The organism is Corynebacterium sp. HMSC066C02, assembly GCF_001814945.1.
Lineage (GTDB): Bacteria > Actinomycetota > Actinomycetes > Mycobacteriales > Mycobacteriaceae > Corynebacterium > Corynebacterium aurimucosum.
Genome location: NZ_KV818463.1, coordinates 15,955 through 32,196 on the forward strand (window position 1 = coordinate 15,955; position 16,242 = coordinate 32,196).

Annotated in this window: 18 protein-coding genes; 6 read left to right on the top strand and 12 right to left on the bottom strand. The window is 62.3% G+C overall.

The features are described 5' to 3' along the window. Window positions 1–114: 114 nt before the first annotated feature. From HMPREF2996_RS08140 to dapE, 5 genes are read right to left on the bottom strand one after another with little or no spacing between them, the layout of a single operon-like run. Window positions 115–411, bottom strand: coding sequence for a DivIVA domain-containing protein (locus HMPREF2996_RS08140; RefSeq protein ID WP_070443162.1), 297 nt, complete (start codon window positions 409–411; stop codon window positions 115–117). A 3-nt stretch (window positions 412–414) separates the two neighbouring features. After that, window positions 415–1,152 carry a glucosyl-3-phosphoglycerate synthase gene (locus HMPREF2996_RS08145; RefSeq protein ID WP_070443164.1) on the bottom strand — a complete coding sequence of 246 codons (738 nt, stop codon included), beginning with the start codon at window positions 1,150–1,152 and terminating at the stop codon, window positions 415–417. Between the two features lie 3 nt (window positions 1,153–1,155). Next, complete coding sequence (folP, locus tag HMPREF2996_RS08150) at window positions 1,156–1,968, bottom strand: dihydropteroate synthase (RefSeq protein WP_168166683.1); 813 nt, start codon at window positions 1,966–1,968, stop codon at window positions 1,156–1,158. Between the two features lie 26 nt (window positions 1,969–1,994). Next, complete coding sequence (locus HMPREF2996_RS08155; RefSeq protein ID WP_070645270.1) at window positions 1,995–2,765, bottom strand: LOG family protein; 771 nt, start codon at window positions 2,763–2,765, stop codon at window positions 1,995–1,997. Window positions 2,766–2,772: 7 nt separating this feature from the next. After that, window positions 2,773–3,861 (bottom strand): succinyl-diaminopimelate desuccinylase, encoded by a 1,089-nt coding sequence (gene dapE, locus HMPREF2996_RS08160; protein ID WP_070730907.1) that lies wholly within the window; start codon window positions 3,859–3,861, stop codon window positions 2,773–2,775. 91 nt (window positions 3,862–3,952) lie between these two features. On the opposite strand from dapE, the gene HMPREF2996_RS08165 reads away from it, so the two are divergent. From HMPREF2996_RS08165 to HMPREF2996_RS08195, 6 genes are all read left to right on the top strand, one after another. Beyond that, the gene (locus HMPREF2996_RS08165) at window positions 3,953–5,311 is read left to right on the top strand and encodes an amino acid permease (RefSeq protein WP_070645274.1); all 1,359 of its coding nucleotides are present in this window, start codon (window positions 3,953–3,955) and stop codon (window positions 5,309–5,311) included. A gap of 18 nt (window positions 5,312–5,329) precedes the next feature. Beyond that, window positions 5,330–6,301 carry a 2,3,4,5-tetrahydropyridine-2,6-dicarboxylate N-succinyltransferase gene (dapD, locus tag HMPREF2996_RS08170; protein ID WP_070443173.1) on the top strand — a complete coding sequence of 324 codons (972 nt, stop codon included), beginning with the start codon at window positions 5,330–5,332 and terminating at the stop codon, window positions 6,299–6,301. 123 nt (window positions 6,302–6,424) lie between these two features. Then, window positions 6,425–7,855 carry an amino acid permease gene (locus tag HMPREF2996_RS08175; protein ID WP_070730908.1) on the top strand — a complete coding sequence of 477 codons (1,431 nt, stop codon included), beginning with the start codon at window positions 6,425–6,427 and terminating at the stop codon, window positions 7,853–7,855. 480 nt (window positions 7,856–8,335) lie between these two features. After that, window positions 8,336–9,181, top strand: coding sequence for a type IV toxin-antitoxin system AbiEi family antitoxin domain-containing protein (locus HMPREF2996_RS08185; protein WP_070730912.1), 846 nt, complete (start codon window positions 8,336–8,338; stop codon window positions 9,179–9,181). 69 nt (window positions 9,182–9,250) lie between these two features. Beyond that, on the top strand, window positions 9,251–9,460 hold the full coding sequence (locus tag HMPREF2996_RS12895; protein WP_070730913.1) for a helix-turn-helix transcriptional regulator: 210 nt from the start codon (window positions 9,251–9,253) through the stop codon (window positions 9,458–9,460). After that, on the top strand, window positions 9,453–9,935 hold the full coding sequence (locus tag HMPREF2996_RS08195; protein ID WP_070730915.1) for a hypothetical protein: 483 nt from the start codon (window positions 9,453–9,455) through the stop codon (window positions 9,933–9,935). The genes HMPREF2996_RS12895 and HMPREF2996_RS08195 overlap by 8 nt, the downstream gene beginning before the upstream one ends. Window positions 9,936–10,434: 499 nt before the next feature. Here HMPREF2996_RS08195 and HMPREF2996_RS08200 read toward each other — a convergent pair whose 3' ends face one another. From HMPREF2996_RS08200 to HMPREF2996_RS08230, 7 genes are all read right to left on the bottom strand, one after another. Continuing rightward, window positions 10,435–10,998 carry a GtrA family protein gene (locus tag HMPREF2996_RS08200; protein ID WP_070730918.1) on the bottom strand — a complete coding sequence of 188 codons (564 nt, stop codon included), beginning with the start codon at window positions 10,996–10,998 and terminating at the stop codon, window positions 10,435–10,437. Window positions 10,999–11,105: 107 nt separating this feature from the next. Next, window positions 11,106–11,912 (bottom strand): pseudouridine synthase, encoded by an 807-nt coding sequence (locus tag HMPREF2996_RS08205; RefSeq protein WP_070730920.1) that lies wholly within the window; start codon window positions 11,910–11,912, stop codon window positions 11,106–11,108. Continuing rightward, window positions 11,913–12,998 (bottom strand): succinyldiaminopimelate transaminase, encoded by a 1,086-nt coding sequence (gene dapC / locus HMPREF2996_RS08210; RefSeq protein ID WP_070730922.1) that lies wholly within the window; start codon window positions 12,996–12,998, stop codon window positions 11,913–11,915. It abuts the gene before it with no gap. Between the two features lie 3 nt (window positions 12,999–13,001). Continuing rightward, window positions 13,002–13,325 carry a ferredoxin gene (gene fdxA / locus HMPREF2996_RS08215; RefSeq protein ID WP_070730924.1) on the bottom strand — a complete coding sequence of 108 codons (324 nt, stop codon included), beginning with the start codon at window positions 13,323–13,325 and terminating at the stop codon, window positions 13,002–13,004. Between the two features lie 50 nt (window positions 13,326–13,375). Beyond that, window positions 13,376–13,768, bottom strand: a complete 393-nt coding sequence (locus HMPREF2996_RS08220; protein ID WP_070645286.1) for a hypothetical protein — start codon at window positions 13,766–13,768, stop codon at window positions 13,376–13,378. Then, window positions 13,765–14,628 carry a PIG-L family deacetylase gene (locus tag HMPREF2996_RS08225; RefSeq protein WP_070731146.1) on the bottom strand — a complete coding sequence of 288 codons (864 nt, stop codon included), beginning with the start codon at window positions 14,626–14,628 and terminating at the stop codon, window positions 13,765–13,767. The genes HMPREF2996_RS08220 and HMPREF2996_RS08225 overlap by 4 nt, the downstream gene beginning before the upstream one ends. Further along, on the bottom strand, window positions 14,624–16,225 hold the full coding sequence (locus HMPREF2996_RS08230; RefSeq protein ID WP_070443196.1) for an ABC transporter family substrate-binding protein: 1,602 nt from the start codon (window positions 16,223–16,225) through the stop codon (window positions 14,624–14,626). The genes HMPREF2996_RS08225 and HMPREF2996_RS08230 overlap by 5 nt, the downstream gene beginning before the upstream one ends. Window positions 16,226–16,242 lie beyond the last annotated feature (17 nt).

Consider the following 16,242-nt stretch of genomic DNA (forward strand, 5'->3'; position numbering starts at 1 on the left):
TGAGTTTTGTACGTCCCTCTAGTCTAGCCCTTTTTCAGCCGACGGCGGCAGGCTCGTTCCCACAGGCTTCCCCGCAAGCTCCCTCAAGGCCTCGTCCAAGGACGAGTCAAAGGGTTAAGCCGAAGGTTCGGAAGAAGCGTCAGACGCTGTCGCCGGCGCTGCCTTTAAACGGCGCTCCACCGCAGCTAGGAGGGCATCCACCTGGTCCTGACGGTAGCCGCGCGCCACCACGTCGAAACGCAGGTCGTCGAAACGCCCCTCGTCGAGGGCACACAGATTTTCATAGTCGGTGTCCACAGCCTTGTCGGGGGCCTCCATAACAGGTCCCCGCCCCACCAGGCTTCCCCACGCCCACGTGCCAATGATCACGAGAGCGATGAGGACAACGAACAGCAGCATCCAGGACAACATGCGCTAAATCTTACCCAGCAGCGGCGGTCGTTGGGCAACGGGCCCAACCACGCCCGCGCGGGAGAGGATGGTGCGCGAAACTACATCGGCCATCGGGGATAGCTCATGGAGCGGGCGGTTGCGGTGGGCGCGAGTGCCCAGGTCCACTTCGGCGATGGCGTGGGGGCCGTGGCGCTTGGCGACGTCTATCAGTAACCCCGCTTCCACCCCATAGCCCGCGACGAAAGGCAACCCCACAGCCGCATCGCGGCGAATCGCATACTCCCCGCCCAAAGGCTGATCAATGTGCGCGAGCTCTGGGAAAAACATGCGCAGAAGCGGCTTGGCGCTCAGCTCCGTGACCCGCCCGCCACCTGTGGGCTGACCGTTCAGGCTGCGTGTATAGCGCGCCTTGACCAGCTGCACGTGGGGGTCCACAAAAGGCTCACTTAGCGCGGTCACCATGCCGGGGGCGGCGGATTCTAAATCCGCATCGATGAAGACGACGACCTCGCCCCGGGCCGCGGCCACCCCGCGCCACAAGGACTCGCCCTTGCCAGGCTGCGGCGGCTCCTCCACCACGTCGCGCCAATTGCACACCCGAGCCCCAGCCGCGGCTGCCTGTGCCGCGGTCCCATCGGTGGAGTCGGCGTCGACGACGATGACCTCTAACGGATCGTCAGCCAGGCAGGCGCGCACCACGTGGGCGACGGTGCGCTCCTCATTAAGCGCAGGGATAACTACGGAAACGCTGACAGACATGGCTTAGGCTAGCCCCCGGGTCGTCGCCAAGGGCGCCATCTGGCCCTGGATGGCGGCGGTCATCCGAATGACATCGAGTGTCGGGGCCACCTCATGGACCCGGAATGCCGCGACGCCCCGTGCCGCCGACCACGCCGTTGCCGCCAGTGTGCCCGCGACGCGCTGGTCCACGGCGCGGTCGAGGGTCTCACCCACAAAGTCCTTGTTCGACAAGGCCATGAGCACCGGCCAGCCCGTTGCCACGATCTCCTCTATGCGCCGCAACAACTCCAAACCGTGGAATGTGTTTTTGCCAAAATCGTGTGTGGGGTCGATGAACGTCAACTCCTCCGGACAGCCGAGGTCGGCGGCGCGCTCAGCTAGCCGCGTGGTCTCGGTGATGACATCGGCGACCACATCGTCGAAGTGCACACGATGCGGGCGGGTGCGTGGGGTCACGCCACCGGTGTGCGAGCACACGTAGCCCACCTTGTGGTGGCCAGCCACCTCGATGAGCTCAGGGTCCCAGCCGGCCCACGTGTCGTTGACCAGACCAGCACCGGCGGCGATAGCCGCTTCTGCTACCTCAGCGCGCCACGTATCCACGGAAATCAGCGCCTCCGGGCGGCGGCAGTGCAGCTCCGCGATGGTGGGCACGACGCGCTCGATCTCCTCGGCCGCGTCGACGTGCTCACCCGGGCCGGCCTTGACTCCGCCGATGTCGATGATGGAGGCGCCGTCGTCAAGCGCCTGCTCAGCGCGCTGGATGGCGGGGTCGAGCTCGAAGGTGGCGCCCTTGTCGTAGAAGGAGTCGGGTGTGCGGTTCACAATCGCCATGACCCGCGCGAGGTTGTGCGCTTGGGTCACTTGTTTTCTTGCTCCCGCAAGCGCTTGTCCGACATCACCTTGTGCGCGGCCAAGATGTGGGCGACGGCTTCGTCGATATCGTCGGTGATCAAGAAGAGATCAAGGTCTTCAGGGTTGATGAACCCGCCCTCGGCCAAGGTTTTCTTCATCCACTCCACCAAGCCGGACCAATATTCGGTGCCCATGAGCACGATGGGATAGTTGGTCACCTTACCGGTTTGGACCATGCACATGACTTCGAAGAACTCATCCATGGTGCCCATGCCACCCGGTAGGCAGATGAAGGCCTGGGAGTACTTGAGGAACATGGTCTTGCGCGCGAAGAAGTAGCGGAAGTTCAGGCCAAGATCGACGTAGGGGTTCAGGCCCTGCTCGTGCGGCAGCTCGATGCCTAAGCCCACAGACAGTCCGCCGGCCTCATGCGCGCCGCGGTTGGCCGCCTCCATGATGCCGGGGCCGCCGCCGGTGATAACGGCGTACTTGGCCTCTACTAGGCGGCGGCCCAAAGCCACGCCCAGCTGGTAATTCGGATCATCCTCCGGGGTGCGCGCAGAGCCGAAGACGGTCACGGCCTTGGGCAGCTTGGCCAGCGCGTCAAAGCCGTCCACGAACTCGCCCTGAATGCGCAGGACGCGCCAGGGATCGGCGTGCTGCCACTCATGATCCGCACCGGACTGCAGCAGGCGCTGGTCAAAGGTGGAGGACTGCTCTCCAGCAGTGCGCACGAGAAGAGGTCCGCGCAGAGTGCGCAGTTGCTCAGGCGTCATAGTGGTCTTATCCCTTCAGGTAATTCAAGAGTGCGGTCGAGACTTCGGTGATCTGAACGACGGGCACTTGCTCGTCCTTCTTGTGGGCAAAGCCCGGATCCCCGGCGCCGAAATTGACGGCTGGGGTCCCCATCTCGGAGAAACGGGCCACATCGGTCCAACCATACTTGGCGCGGACGTTGCCGCCGACGGCGTCGACAAGCGCGCGTGCCGCCGGCTGGCCCAAACCGGGCAAGGCCGCACCCGCGATGTCATCGACCTCCACGGTGATGTTCTCGTGCTCGCCGAGGACCTCCATCAGGTGCGCCAGCGCCTCCTCGGAGCTGCGGTCGGGGGCGAAACGGAAGTTGACGAACATCCAGGCCTCATCCGGGATGGTATTGGTGGCCACACCCGATTCGAGGTGGACGATGTTGAGGCCTTCCTTGTAGGTGCAGCCGTCAATCTCAACGTCGCGGGGCTGGTAGTTGGCCACGTTGAGCATCACCGGTGCCAAGGTGTGCGCGGCATTGGAGCCGAGCCAGGCGCGGGCTGAGTGCGCGCGGGTGCCGTGGGCGGTCACGCGCACGCGGATGGTGCCCTGGCAGCCGGCTTCGATCATGCCGCCGGAAGGCTCACCCAGCAGCGCTAGGTCTCCCTGCAGCCACTCCGGGTGATCCTTTTGCAGGTGGCCCAGACCGTTGAATTCGGTGGCGACCTCCTCGCCCTCATAGGCAATAACCGTGAGATCGTGCTTGAGCTCATCGGAATTGTACAGCTGCGCAAAAGCGTTGAGGTAGACAGCCATGCCGGACTTCATGTCAACGGTGCCGCAGCCATACATGATGCTGCCATCCTCCAACATGGTGTGGGGCACGTTATCGGCTAAGGGCACGGTATCGATGTGGCCGGCGAGGACCACGCGGCTTTTAAAGCCCCGATTCGTCCGGGCACAGACGGTGTTACCGTAGCGTTCCACCTCTACTTTGCTCTGGTCCAGACCACGCAGAGCTTCTTCGACCGCATCGGCGATCGCTTGCTCGTGGTGTGAAGGGCTGGGGATATCCACCAAGGCCTTGGTCAGCTCAATGGGATCGGAGAAGAGATTTAAAGTCACAACCCGCCATGCTAGCGCCCCCGGTTGCTTAGTGCATTGCGTAAAGTACTTCCCGTTGCAAACAATCAACAGCGTTGAAGGTGATTTCCCTATGGCTGCGGCCACTCAACTCAAAACCCGCCACCTCACCATGATGGGGCTCGGCTCCGCGGTGGGCGCGGGCCTCTTCCTGGGCGTCGGCTTGGGCATCCAGGTCTCCGGCACTTCCGTCCTTATTTCCTATGCGGTGGCTGGTGTGCTCATCGCCTTGGTGATGTGGATGCTCGGTGAGATGGCCGCCGCCCGCCCTTCGTTGGGTGCTTTCTCCACTTATGCGGGCCAGGCTTTCGGGCCGTGGGCGCGGTTCACGCTGGGCTGGATTTACTGGTTCATGCTGGTCATGGTGATGGGCGCAGAGATTACTGGTGCCGCGGCAATCGTCTCCAACTGGTTCGGGGTAGACCCCTGGATTCCAGCATTGGTGGCCGTAATCCTCTTCGCCATCGTCAACTTTGCCGCCGTGGGCGGCTTCGGCGAATTCGAGTTCTGGTTCGCCATCATCAAGGTTGCCACCATCGTGGCCTTCCTCGGCATCGGCGTGCTCATGGCACTGGGCATCCTGCCGGGCATGGACCTCTCGGTGGCGGGCCACAACTTCACGGAGAACTTCCTCCCCAACGGCGGCCCCGGCTTTGCTGCCGGCCTGCTCGCCGTGGCTTTCGCTTTCGGCGGCATCGAACTGGTCACCATTGCCGCAGCTGAGTCCGAAGACCCCGCACACAACGTGGCCACTGCCGTGCGCGCCATCATCGTGCGCATCATGGTCTTCTACATCGGCTCCATCCTGGTCATCACCATGGCCTTGCCTTTCAGCTCTATCCAGGACGCCGATGTGGCCGCGGACTCGCCCTTCACGTTGGTCCTTGCGGCCGCGAAAATCCCCTTCGCCGCGGGATTCATGGAGGCGATCATTGCCCTGGCGCTACTCTCCGCCTTCAACGCGCAGATCTACGCCACCTCCCGCTTGGTCTATGACATGGCTAAGGACCACAGCGCGCACCACGTCTTTTTGAAGACCAACGCCTCCGGCTCCCCCATTTATGCGGTGGTGCTCTCCATCGTCTTCGCCTTTGCATCGGTAGCTCTGCAGTACTGGAACCCGCCGGGACTTCTGGCCTTCCTCTTCAACGCGGTGGGCGGTTGTTTGCTGATCATCTGGTGCTTCATCGTGGCTTCCTACATCAAGCTGCACCCTCAGATGAAGGCCAATGGAGACCTCACTACGCTGCGTGTTCCGTGCTTCCCGTGGCTGCCATGGATCACCGCCCTGGCGCTGGTGGGTCTTACAATTCTCATGCTTTTCGATCCCTCCGCCCGCAACCAAGTCCTCGCCGTCCTCGTCCTGACCGTGGCCCTGGTTGTGATATTCCACCTACTCCCGGGTAACTCAAGGCGCGCGGCGGACGCGTAACTGCTAGGGTGTGAGCCTATGACTTCAGCATCCGCACGCGGCCTGGCAACCATTACCCACGACGGCACCGTCCTGGACGTCTGGTTCCCCGCAGTTCACACCGATATCTCTGTAGAAGCCAGCGGCACCGAGCGCTTGGAGGAGGTTCCGCAGCAATTCGCTGATCTGGTGGGCCCTGACGAAGAGCGCGGCGTCGCCCGCATCGCGGTGGAGACCTCCATCAAGGATCTGGACGAGGCTCCCGCCGACACCTACGACGCCTACCTGCGCCTGCACCTGCTCTCCCACCGCGCAGTCAAGCCTCACGGCCTGAACGTAGACGGGATCTTCGGCAAGCTGGCCAACGTCGTGTGGACCAACTACGGCCCCTGCGCGGTTGCCGATTTCCAGATGGTCCGCGGCCGCCTCGCTTCCCGCGGCCCGGTCGTCGTCTACTCCGTCGATAAGTTCCCGCGCATGGTGGACTACGTTGTCCCCTCCGGCGTGCGCATTGGTGACGCGGACCGCGTTCGCCTAGGCGCCCACTTGGCTGAGGGCACGACCGTGATGCACGAGGGCTTCGTCAACTTCAACGCCGGCACCCTGGGCGCCTCCATGGTCGAGGGCCGTATTTCCGCAGGCGTCGTCGTGGGCGATGGCTCCGATATCGGCGGCGGCGCCTCCATCATGGGCACCCTGTCCGGTGGCGGCAAGGAGGTCATCTCCATCGGTGAGCGCTGCCTGCTCGGCGCGAACTCCGGCGTGGGCATTTCGCTTGGCGACGACGCCGTCGTCGAAGCCGGCCTCTACGTCACCGCCGGCACCAAGATTGCCGTCTTTGGCAAGATCGCGGCGGCCCTAGGCCTGTCTGAGGGCGACACCATCAAGGGTTCCAAGCTCTCTGGTGTTTCCGGCGTGCTGCTGCGCCGCAACTCCGTGACCGGCGCCGTCGAGGCCGTCGATTGGAAGTCTGAGGCTGTGGCTCTCAACGAGGACCTGCACAAGAACTAAGCGCTGCTGCTTGAGGCCCCCGTTTCTGCGGGGGCCTTTCGTGATCCCAGATTCATTCCCTCGCCCACGTCCCTGCGCCACGGGCACCCCTCGATGCCCTACCGCCGACAGCCGCGGCCTAGAATGCTAAAGGTGACTGCTCAAAACGATTCCTCCTCTCGCTCACTCGGCAGCGGCTTGAAGGTCCGCCACCTGACCATGATGGGGCTGGGCTCCACCATTGGCGCTGGCCTTTTCTTAGGCACCGGTGTAGGCATTTCTGCCGCTGGCCCCGCGGTCCTTTTGGCCTACCTCATCGCTGGTTTCCTTGCCATCCTAGTCATGCAGATGCTCGGTGAGATGGGCACGGTCATCCCCGCATCCGGCTCCTTTTCCGAATACGCGGAGCACGGCATCGGCCGCTGGGCAGGCTTTACGCAGGGCTGGATTTACTGGCTCGCCACCGTCGCTGTCCTTGGCGCGGAAATCACCGGCGCCGCCGGATTCATCGGCGCGTGGTTTAACTGCCCGCCCTGGATCCCCGCTGCCATCTGCGTGGCACTCTTCGGAACCATCAACCTTTTGCGCGTGCGCTTGTTCGGCGAGTTCGAGTACTGGTTCGCCTTCATTAAGGTTGCCGTCATCATTGCTTTCCTCATTATCGGCGCACTATTGATTTTCGGACTGCTTCCCGGCCATACCTTCATCGGCACATCTGTCTTTCTTGCCGACGGCTTCATGCCCAACGGCCTCGGTGGTGTGGCCGCCGGCCTGCTCGCCGTAGCTTTCGCCTTCGGTGGCATCGAGGTCGTCGCCATCGCTGCGGCGGAATCCGAGGATCCCGAGAAATCCCTCGTCAACGCCGTGCGCACTACAATTACCCGCATTTCGGTGTTCTACCTGGGCTCTGTCCTCGTCATCACCTTTCTCCTGCCCTATTCCTCGCTCGGCTCCGCGCAGTCGGCCGCCGAGTCGCCGTTCACCATGGTCTTGGACCGCGCGGGAATCCCAGGCGCGGCAGCCATCATGGAAGTAGTCATCGTTCTCGCACTGCTTTCCGCTTTCAACGCGCAGATTTACGCTTCTTCGCGCATGATGCACTCGCTGGCCTCCCGCGGTGAGGCGCCCAAGCTCTTTGCCGCCACCGACCGCCGCGGCGTCCCGACTGCGGCCATCGCGTTGTCTGTCATTCTTTCCGCGGTGATGGTCATCCTGAACTATGCGGATACCGGGTGGCTGCTGTCCTTCATGCTCAATGCCGCTGGAGCCTCGCTGCTTATCGTGTGGGTGTTCATCGCGGTGAGCCAGCTGCGCTTGCGTCCGCAGCTCGAGGCCATCCACCCGCTGCCGGTGCGAATGTGGGCCTACCCGTACCTCACGTGGTTCGCGTTAGCTCTCTTCGCAGCCATCGCGGTGCTCATGTTTAGCGACGCCTCAGCCCGCATCCAACTCTTCTCCGCCGCCACCATGTTCGCGGTACTCGCAGTTGCAGGTGTCATCAACGCCAAGGTCCGCGGGATTGCCCCGACGTCTCGCCTACCCCTGCCCACGGCCGAGGAGCTCGAGGCCCGCTAGCCGGCCCACACCCTTCGCACCGCCCCTCTCCCCCTCGCGCTGCGCCTCACTACCGGCCCCTCCTTCCCTTCGCGCTCACCGGCGCACGACGTCGCGCTGCTTCCCCGCTCCCCCGTGGCCGCGAAGGGCATAGCGCGTGAATAATCCCCTAAGCACGCGCCTTCACACCGCAGCTCCACCCCTTCGCGCTCACCAACGATGGCTAGCACAACGGCCGAGGCCTCCTCGTGAGCGCGAAGGGTACGCGGCCCCGAAGCCATCATATCCAATGCCCCTCCCGATCCTTCGCGCTCACCGACATCGATCGGGCAGCCTGTCCAAGGCTGCCTGTGAGCGCGAAGAGGTTTTAAGGGAAGTAAAACTACCTAAATTGCGGACACGACAACCTTTACCGGCGAAATCAGCGTCTCGGGGCTGAGTTATCCACAGGCGGGAAATTGACCGTCGACACGTCGTTAAGCACTGCATACCTTGAGCTTCATGAAGGCATGGACGACCGCGGAGCTTCGCGCGCAAGGCTTGAGCAAGGAGGCAATCAGGCGGAAGCTTCGCGCGGGGACGCTCTTTCGCGTGCACCGTGGGATTTATAGCGACGAGTGGTCGCCGCTAGCTGTGGCGCGGGCTCTGGCGCACGGGCTCAGTCGAATACATTTCACGGGCAAGACCGCGCAGGAGATTCACTTGGGGAGGAAGCTGACCTTTCCACTGGAAGCCGAAGGTCCGCGCACGCTCAAGGGCAAGAATTTTCGGGTGACACATTCACGCCTGGCGGCTACTGCAAAGGTAAATGGCCTGCCTGTTGTTCAGGTGCTGTGGGCAGCTCGTCGTATGGCCGCTAACTGCAGACAACTGCTGGAAGAATATTATCGCGGCAAGACTGGCCCTGAGCGTTTGGACAATGACCGGCGGAGAATGCGTCGGGTCCCTCGGCGTTTGAAAGAGACGATATGCCGCACGCCCATCGGTACGGACAGCGTGCCGGAGCGCCAGCTCAGTCGAGGCCTTAGCGCAGACGGAATCTTTCCTGAGCACAACGCGCTCATTGCGGGCTACCGCTTTGACCTGAAGATTGGCAAACTCATCGTGGAGGTCGACGGCTGGGAGCACCACAAACATAGTCGTGCGTTTCAGGCAGATCGCTCGAAACAGAACGCAGCAGTAGCTCATGGGTATACGGTTTTGCGCTTTACTGCTGACGATATCCGCTACCACCTCGACGACGCCGTTCTACTCATCAAAACCATGCTTGAGCAGCTCAAAGGACGGAATCCGACGTTGCCGGCTGTGGTGACGAAACCCTATTGGACATGGCACTTGTGTATGTAACTCTTGAATTTATGACAAGAATTCTTTACACTTGGTCACGCAAGCACGACACACCGTAAAGGAGACCAGATGGCCGAGCATCACAATATGGTCCGCAAATGGCGGCGCTGGCTCGAGATGTCTCAAGCCGATCTTGCTGAAAGGGCCGGCGTTTCCCGCCAAACTATCGCCAATATCGAACGCGGCAACTACTCCCCCTCTGTGCACCTAGCACTCGACATTTGCCGCGAACTAGGAAAAACCGTCGAAGAAATCTTTGGAGATGAACAACATGATTAACGCCCTAGCCAACTACACCCTCAACGAGATCGAGCGCGCCTCCCACGATGAATTCGAGCGCGAGACTTTCTACAAGGCCTACGCCATCTCTGCGACGCCTGCACAGTTCCTCGAGCTCGTCACCGCAGCCATCCTCGCTTGGGTTCTACCTGGGAAGATGAGCATGCTGTGCTTCCTCGTCATCGTGCCTTCTGTCTTAGGAAATACCATCGGAACTACGTGGCTGCGCAAACGCGTTGCCGCTCCGCTTGTCGGCCGTAATTGGTCCGCGATGGCGATTTACTTCATACCGATAATCGCGATGATCGCGGGTACCACATTCAACGCCTATGCACCAGCTGACGGCCACATTCCCTCCGCTTATCTAGCCGGCGCCGCAGTTGGCGCTATCACCGTCCTCATCCTCGCACCCTTCATCCGCCGCTATCAACACCGTCGAGACCAAGCCCGCCTCGACGCCGAGCTCGACGATTAGACCGCACTGCGCGGCCTATCCCCTTCCCGCCCTTCGCGCTCACCGCGGACGGCGGGTTCTCGTTTTTACAGGCGCTGGTGAGCGCAAAGGGAGAATCAGGCGACTACCGCACTAACCCGCAGCTATGATCCTCCCACCTGCCGAAACATTAGTACCTGCTGCGCCGCTGGCACCGGTTCCGCTGCCATCTCCCTTCACGCTCACCGTGTGCGGGAACTAGCGATTCTTTTAGACGCTGGTGAGCGCGAAGGGCGGGCCTCCAGCTTCCATCCCTAAGCGCTCACCAGCGCGATGGCACGCCTCCACGCCAGGTTCCCGGTGAGCGCGAAGGGAGCATTGCTTGCCGACGCCCCCCTTCCCGCTCACCGCAGCATGTAAAAGTCCCCGGCGGCCAACGCTGGTGAGCGCGAAGGGCAGGCGCGGGGCAGGTGCACTGCGGAAGGGCAAGCGGGTTGGCGGAAGGGCAGGCAGGGCGGAAGGGCGGGGCGAAGGGCCGATATTAAGCCGGCTCGGTCTCGTGGACCACGACCGGTGCCTTGGGCTTCGAGCGGAAGGTCCACAGCTTATTGAAGATGAAGTTAATCGGCATCGCCACCACGATGGAAATGGCATTGGCCCAGTAGTACATCGTGCGGAAGCCCGTCGAGTCATCGAAAATATGCGGCGGCAACTGCAGCGGCGAGGTCGGATTCATCAGCAGGTACTGCACCGCGAGCGTGACCAGGTAGGCGCCGATACCCGTGATGAGGAACGGGAAAAAGCCACGTAGCCAGGACACCTTGTTGACGGACTTGAACGTCCACATGCGGTTGAGCTGGTAATTCCAGGTATTCGCCACGAGGAAGGCAATCGTGGAAAAGAGCATGAACCAACGCACGTGGAACTGTGTGCCGAAGAGATTGAACATCGCGTCATGCGGCGTAGCGCCAAACCAGGCCAAACCGCATTTCGCAGCCACGATAGAGGTCGCGATGTTGACCAACGCGCCCGAGCCGCCGACCAGACCAAACTTGATGAACTGGCCAAGATTCGAGGCAAAGCGAGCAAAGCTCAGATCCGCCATGGACACGCCCTTCGTACAAAATGCTCAATTATGATGAATAAAACTTCGTACAAGTTTAGTCCGTCGCTCAGCGCAAACTAAAATGCGCGCCGCAATAGCGCCCAATCTCACAGCTTAAACTCACGCTTCTCGCCCGAAAGCGGGTCCTTAAAGCTCATCGCAATGTGGGAAAGCTGCAGCGGCGTTGAAAAGTCATAGAGGGACAACCCGCGATCCACCGGATAGGTATCATCCCCCACGATCGGATGGCCCAGGTGATTGAGCACCACGCGAATCTGGTGGGTGTGCCCGGTCAGCGGCCAGACATCGACCACCGTTCCCCGAACGCGCACCCGAGTCACTGTAGGCGTGCCGGAAGGATCCACGCGGACCTGGCGCTCGCCCCGCACCCGCCGCATGCCCAGCCGCACCGTGCCGTCGAAGGAGAAGGGCGCGGCCACCCGAGCACGGTAGTGCTTCACCACCGCCCGCTCCTGAAAAAGCTGCTGGTACGCAGCGCGCGTGCGCGAATTACGCGAACACAGCACCAACCCCGATGTCAATCGGTCCAGCCGGTGCAGCGGCACAATAGAGTCCTCCCCATAGTCCACGCGCAGGCGGGTCTGGAGGGTCTCGCGCACGATGCGCCCATTCGACGTCGTAGGCAAAAAGTGCGGCTTGTCGACGACTATCAGGTCCCCATCCTCATACACCACGCGATAGTCAAAGGGAATAGGTTCTTCGGCAGGCGCCGGAGGGTGATACCACGCCAGCGTTGGACCGGGAAGCACAGTGCCAGGTTCTAAGCGGGCACCAGGCGAAAACGCGGAATCGCCCGCCTCACCTGCCCAATAGGTAGGAGTGGCGGGCACGATGCCGGTGAGCATCACCTTGCGCGGGCTAATCCCCTCCCGCGCCGGCGGGCGAAAGACCACTTACTCAGCCAAGCGCGCGACGGCTGCGGCAATCCGCTCATCGGTGCCGTTCAGGCCGATGCGTACGTACTGCTCGCCCGCTGGGCCGTAGAAATCACCCGGCGCCACGAGGATGCCGCGCTCGGCCAGCCAGTCAACGGTCTCGCGGCAGTTCTCACCACGGGTTGCCCACAGGTAGAGCCCAGCCTCGGAGTGCTCGATTCTAAAGCCCGCGCCGGTCAGTGCGCGCATGAGTTCTACACGGCGCGCGGCGTAGCGCTGGCGCTGGAGGGCTTCGGAGGGGTCTTCGTCAAGCGCGGCAACCATGGCCGCCTGAATGGGGCCCGGCACGATGAGCCCTGCGTGCTTGCGCAGCTCCAATAGCTCCGCGATGAGCTTGGCATCGCCCGCGAAGAAGCCCGCGCGGTAGGACGCCATGTTCGCGCTCTTGGACAGCGAATGCATGGCGATAAGCCCCGTATTGTCCCCATCGGTCACGCGCGGATCCAGGATGGACACCGGCGGGTTCTCATCATCCCAGCCCAAGCCCATGTAGCACTCATCTGAGGCCACGATGGCATTGTTCTCGCGCGCCCAAGCGACGATCTCACGCAGCTTCTCGACGCCCAACACCTTGCCCGTCGGGTTCGACGGCGAGTTGATGAACACCAGCGAGGCGTCTTCGAAGTCATCGTCCGCACGCAGGGGCTTAGCACCGGCCAAGAGCGCACCGACTTCATAGGTGGGATAGGCCACCGTCGGGAAAGCTACGGTCTCGCCACGCATGCCCAGCAAAGTGGGCAGCCAGGCGATGGCCTCCTTGGTGCCGATGACCGGCAGCACCGCGTCCACATTCATGTTGTAGCGGCGCTGCAGCGCCTTCGCGATGGCCTCCCGCAGCTCCGGGGTGCCCTGGGTCTGTGGGTAACCGGGAGCCTCGGCCGCTGCGGACAGTGCTAACTGCACGCCAGGGGCGACCGGATCAACGGGGTTGCCAATTGATAGGTCAACGATCCCGTCTGGGTGCGCCTGGGCCTTCTCCTTGGCGCCGGCGAGCGAGTTCCACGGAAAATCCGGGAGTGTGTGTCCAAGCGGCGTGCGGCTCATGTTCTACTCCTGGTTCTGGGGCGGGAGCGCAGAGATCATCGGCACGTCAAAGTCCTGCGGGCCGAGTGCAGCTGCACCGCCCGGGGAGCCGAGGTCATCGAAGAAGGCGGCGTTGGCGTCGTTGTAATCCAGCCACTCATCCGGGACATCATCCTCGTAGAAGATGGCCTCCACCGGGCAAGCCGGCTCGCAGGCGCCGCAATCCACGCACTCATCCGGGTGGATGTAGAGCATGCGCTTGCCCTCGTAGATGCAGTCAACAGGGCATTCCTCAACGCAGCCGCGGTCCATTATGTCGACGCAAGGCTGCGCGATGGTGTAAGTCATAAGGTGTTTAAACTCCTGTGCGTCACGGGTTTTCTACGACTAACAGTATGCTACTCCGAGGCGAAAAATGGCCAAACGCTACCCGCGATTCCCGCGGCGAACAGCAGCAGGCTGAGAATATTATTGGGCAGCAGGCTACCGTCACCGATGGCGGCTCCCAGCATGAACGCGAGAAATCCTCCCACCCACGCCAGCCCGGGCACACCGGCGATGTAGGGATTCTCACTCCACAGGCGGGCTGTGCGAGTCAACACTCCGTTGAACCAGAATGCAATGAGGATGGTGATGGGAAAGGCCATCCCGGACTCGCCGGGCCACGGCAGACGAGCAGTGAGATAAACCACCTCGAGAGTCAGCGAGCAGAGTGCGCCTAAGACGAGCCACACTAGGCCCCCTACCTGCTCGCCGCGGGAGAAATCAGTGCGAATGGCGCGCTCGGTCATTTCTCCCCCAGCAATGAATCCTGTGGTTCACCCTGTCCCAATTGGTAGAACTCTTGACGCAGCAGAGGCATGGTGAGCAAGTTTGACAAGGCATAGGCTGCGGGAACCTCCGCGGGATCCTTGAGCCCTGCCTGGGCGGCGTGCGGGTTGACGGTGGTGAGGGAGCCGTCGGCAAGCCAGATCTGCGTGGCGTGGGCCAGCATCGCCGCACGCTTGGCGCTGAGAGCCGCGTCAGTGAGCTCGTAAGTGATATCGCAGCCAGCGTTGGTGAAGTTGTCCAGGTACTCCTTGTCCGGCAGGCTCCAGCTCTCGGGAGGTGTGACAGCCTCGAGGCCGCGATAGTGCGCGGTGCGCTCGAAGACGGCCCACCAGATCCGCTGCTCCGGCTCGGCAGCCGCATGCACGGCCTTGTGTACGGCGATATGGTCGGGGTGCCCGTAGCCGCCGTCCGGACCATAAGTCAACACCGCGTGTGGTCGCAGCGCAGCAAGGTGGCTACGCAATAAATCTGCGGCCTCGTCCACACGGTTCACCAGGGCCCGCGGATTCTCGTGAGCGGGCGAGCCTTCCATCCCGGAATCACGGAAGTGCCCAAATCCGCCCAGCTGAATGCCCTCGACCCCTAACGCGTCGAGCGCGTGCTTGAGCTCCCAAGCACGGAAACCTCCCAGCTGATCGGTTTCTGCCAGGCCTTGGTAAGGCTCGCCGATGATCTCGCCTTCCTCACCCAGCGTTGCGGTAATCACGGTGACCTGCGCGCCGCGCGCGGACAAGTCCGCCAGCGTGCCGCCGGTAAAGAGCACCTCATCATCCGGGTGAGCGTGAACAGCCACGACGCGGTAGCCCGCGAGATCCTTAATCATCGTCTTTCCTCCACTGCGGTGCGCTAATCAGACCGGAATCCCAGTCCTTAATGCTTTGTCCGGGGCCAACAATACCCTTGCCCAAAGCGTGGACTCGCACCTCATTGAGCAGCGGGATGAAGAGCACTTCTTCCTTGTTGAGGTGCTCTACCCGCTCTTCGGCGGCCTCGGAATCCAGTTCGCCTGAAAGAATGTCAAGGGCTGACTCTGCGGAATTTTCTGGGCAGAATCCCGACAGCGTTGCCGCTGGGCGCGTCGGCGTTGCGCACACGAAGTAATTGGCCAAGGTTATCGCATCCCTGCCGTTCTCATCCCACGCCACCACGGCATCAACCTTGCCCGCCGGAAGCAGATCCGAGGTAATTGTAGTCAGGCGTTCGGTGACGACCTCCGCGTCAATAGCCTTGGCTTGCAGCACGTCCACAATGGTGGTGGCTGCCGCCAAGGCCGTGGGATTTTGAGGATCCACACCGATGCGCACGGGCTTGCGTCCCGCCCGCTCCCGCAGTGGGGCGAGCTCCGCGTTACTGTCAAAGGGGTTGTTCCCAGGCTCCAGCTCTGAGGCACGGCCGGTGGCCAAGCGAGCAATCTGGTCGGTATCGAGAAGCGAAGCCAATGCGCGGCGCTGGGGCTGCTCGTTGAGAGCGCCCTCCGCAGTGGACATTTCCAAGCGGAGCTGGCGTTGCCGTGTCACCACACCGGTATTGACATTGCTGAGCAGGCTCAGGCTCTCCAGGGTGGTCTGTTGCGGGGTGAAATCAGCAAAACCGATCTGCCGCGAGCGCAACATATTCACCGCTTGCGCGGTATCGCGAACCGCACGCAGCTGGATGACGTCGATGTTCGCGGGATTTTCTCCCCAGAAACGGTCATTGCGATTAAGCGTGATGATTCCTCGCCCGCGGTCCATGCTTTCCACGAGGTAACGCCCAGCAGAGGCGGGGATCCCGTCGGCCAGCACTGAGGCGAAATCCCTGTCTTCTAGAAGGTGGGAGGGCAAAAGATGGGCAAAAAGTTTGTGCCAGTCTTCGACGCGGTGGTCGAAGTCCACGGTCACCACCCGCCCATTGCCGGAGGTCCGCACAGCCGAGATCGCCCGATAGCCAGAAACATTCTTAGCCCCCGGGGTGCGAGTTATCTGGGACCACAAATAGTTAAAGTCGGAACCACTGATCGGCGTGCCATCAGACCATTGGGATGGCGCGGCGATGGTATAGCGCACACGCATCGCAACGCCTTCGGGGGCTTCGATCTCCTCGGCAGATTCCAGGACATCCGTGTCCATCTCGGTGCCGTGGAACGCAGAGGGCAGCACTAGCTCCGCAATCTGGTTGACCAGCTCAGAATTATTTGCCACGAGGTGCGGGTTGAGGCCGCCGCGCAGCGGGTCAACCCCGATGGCCACGGTGCTGCGCTTCGGCAGAAGGTCCTCTTCGGGCGCTGCCTCAGGTGGCGGGGCGGTGGTGCTGGAATTCGTTGGAGTGGCGCTGCGATCATCCTCGTCCACCACCGGCGGCGGGCCAGGGTTAGCCTGGCAGGCCGTCAGCAGGGCGGCTGCGAGGATAACGCCGAGCCGAGGCAGGAAACGGTCCACTCCACACAACCTCAAAT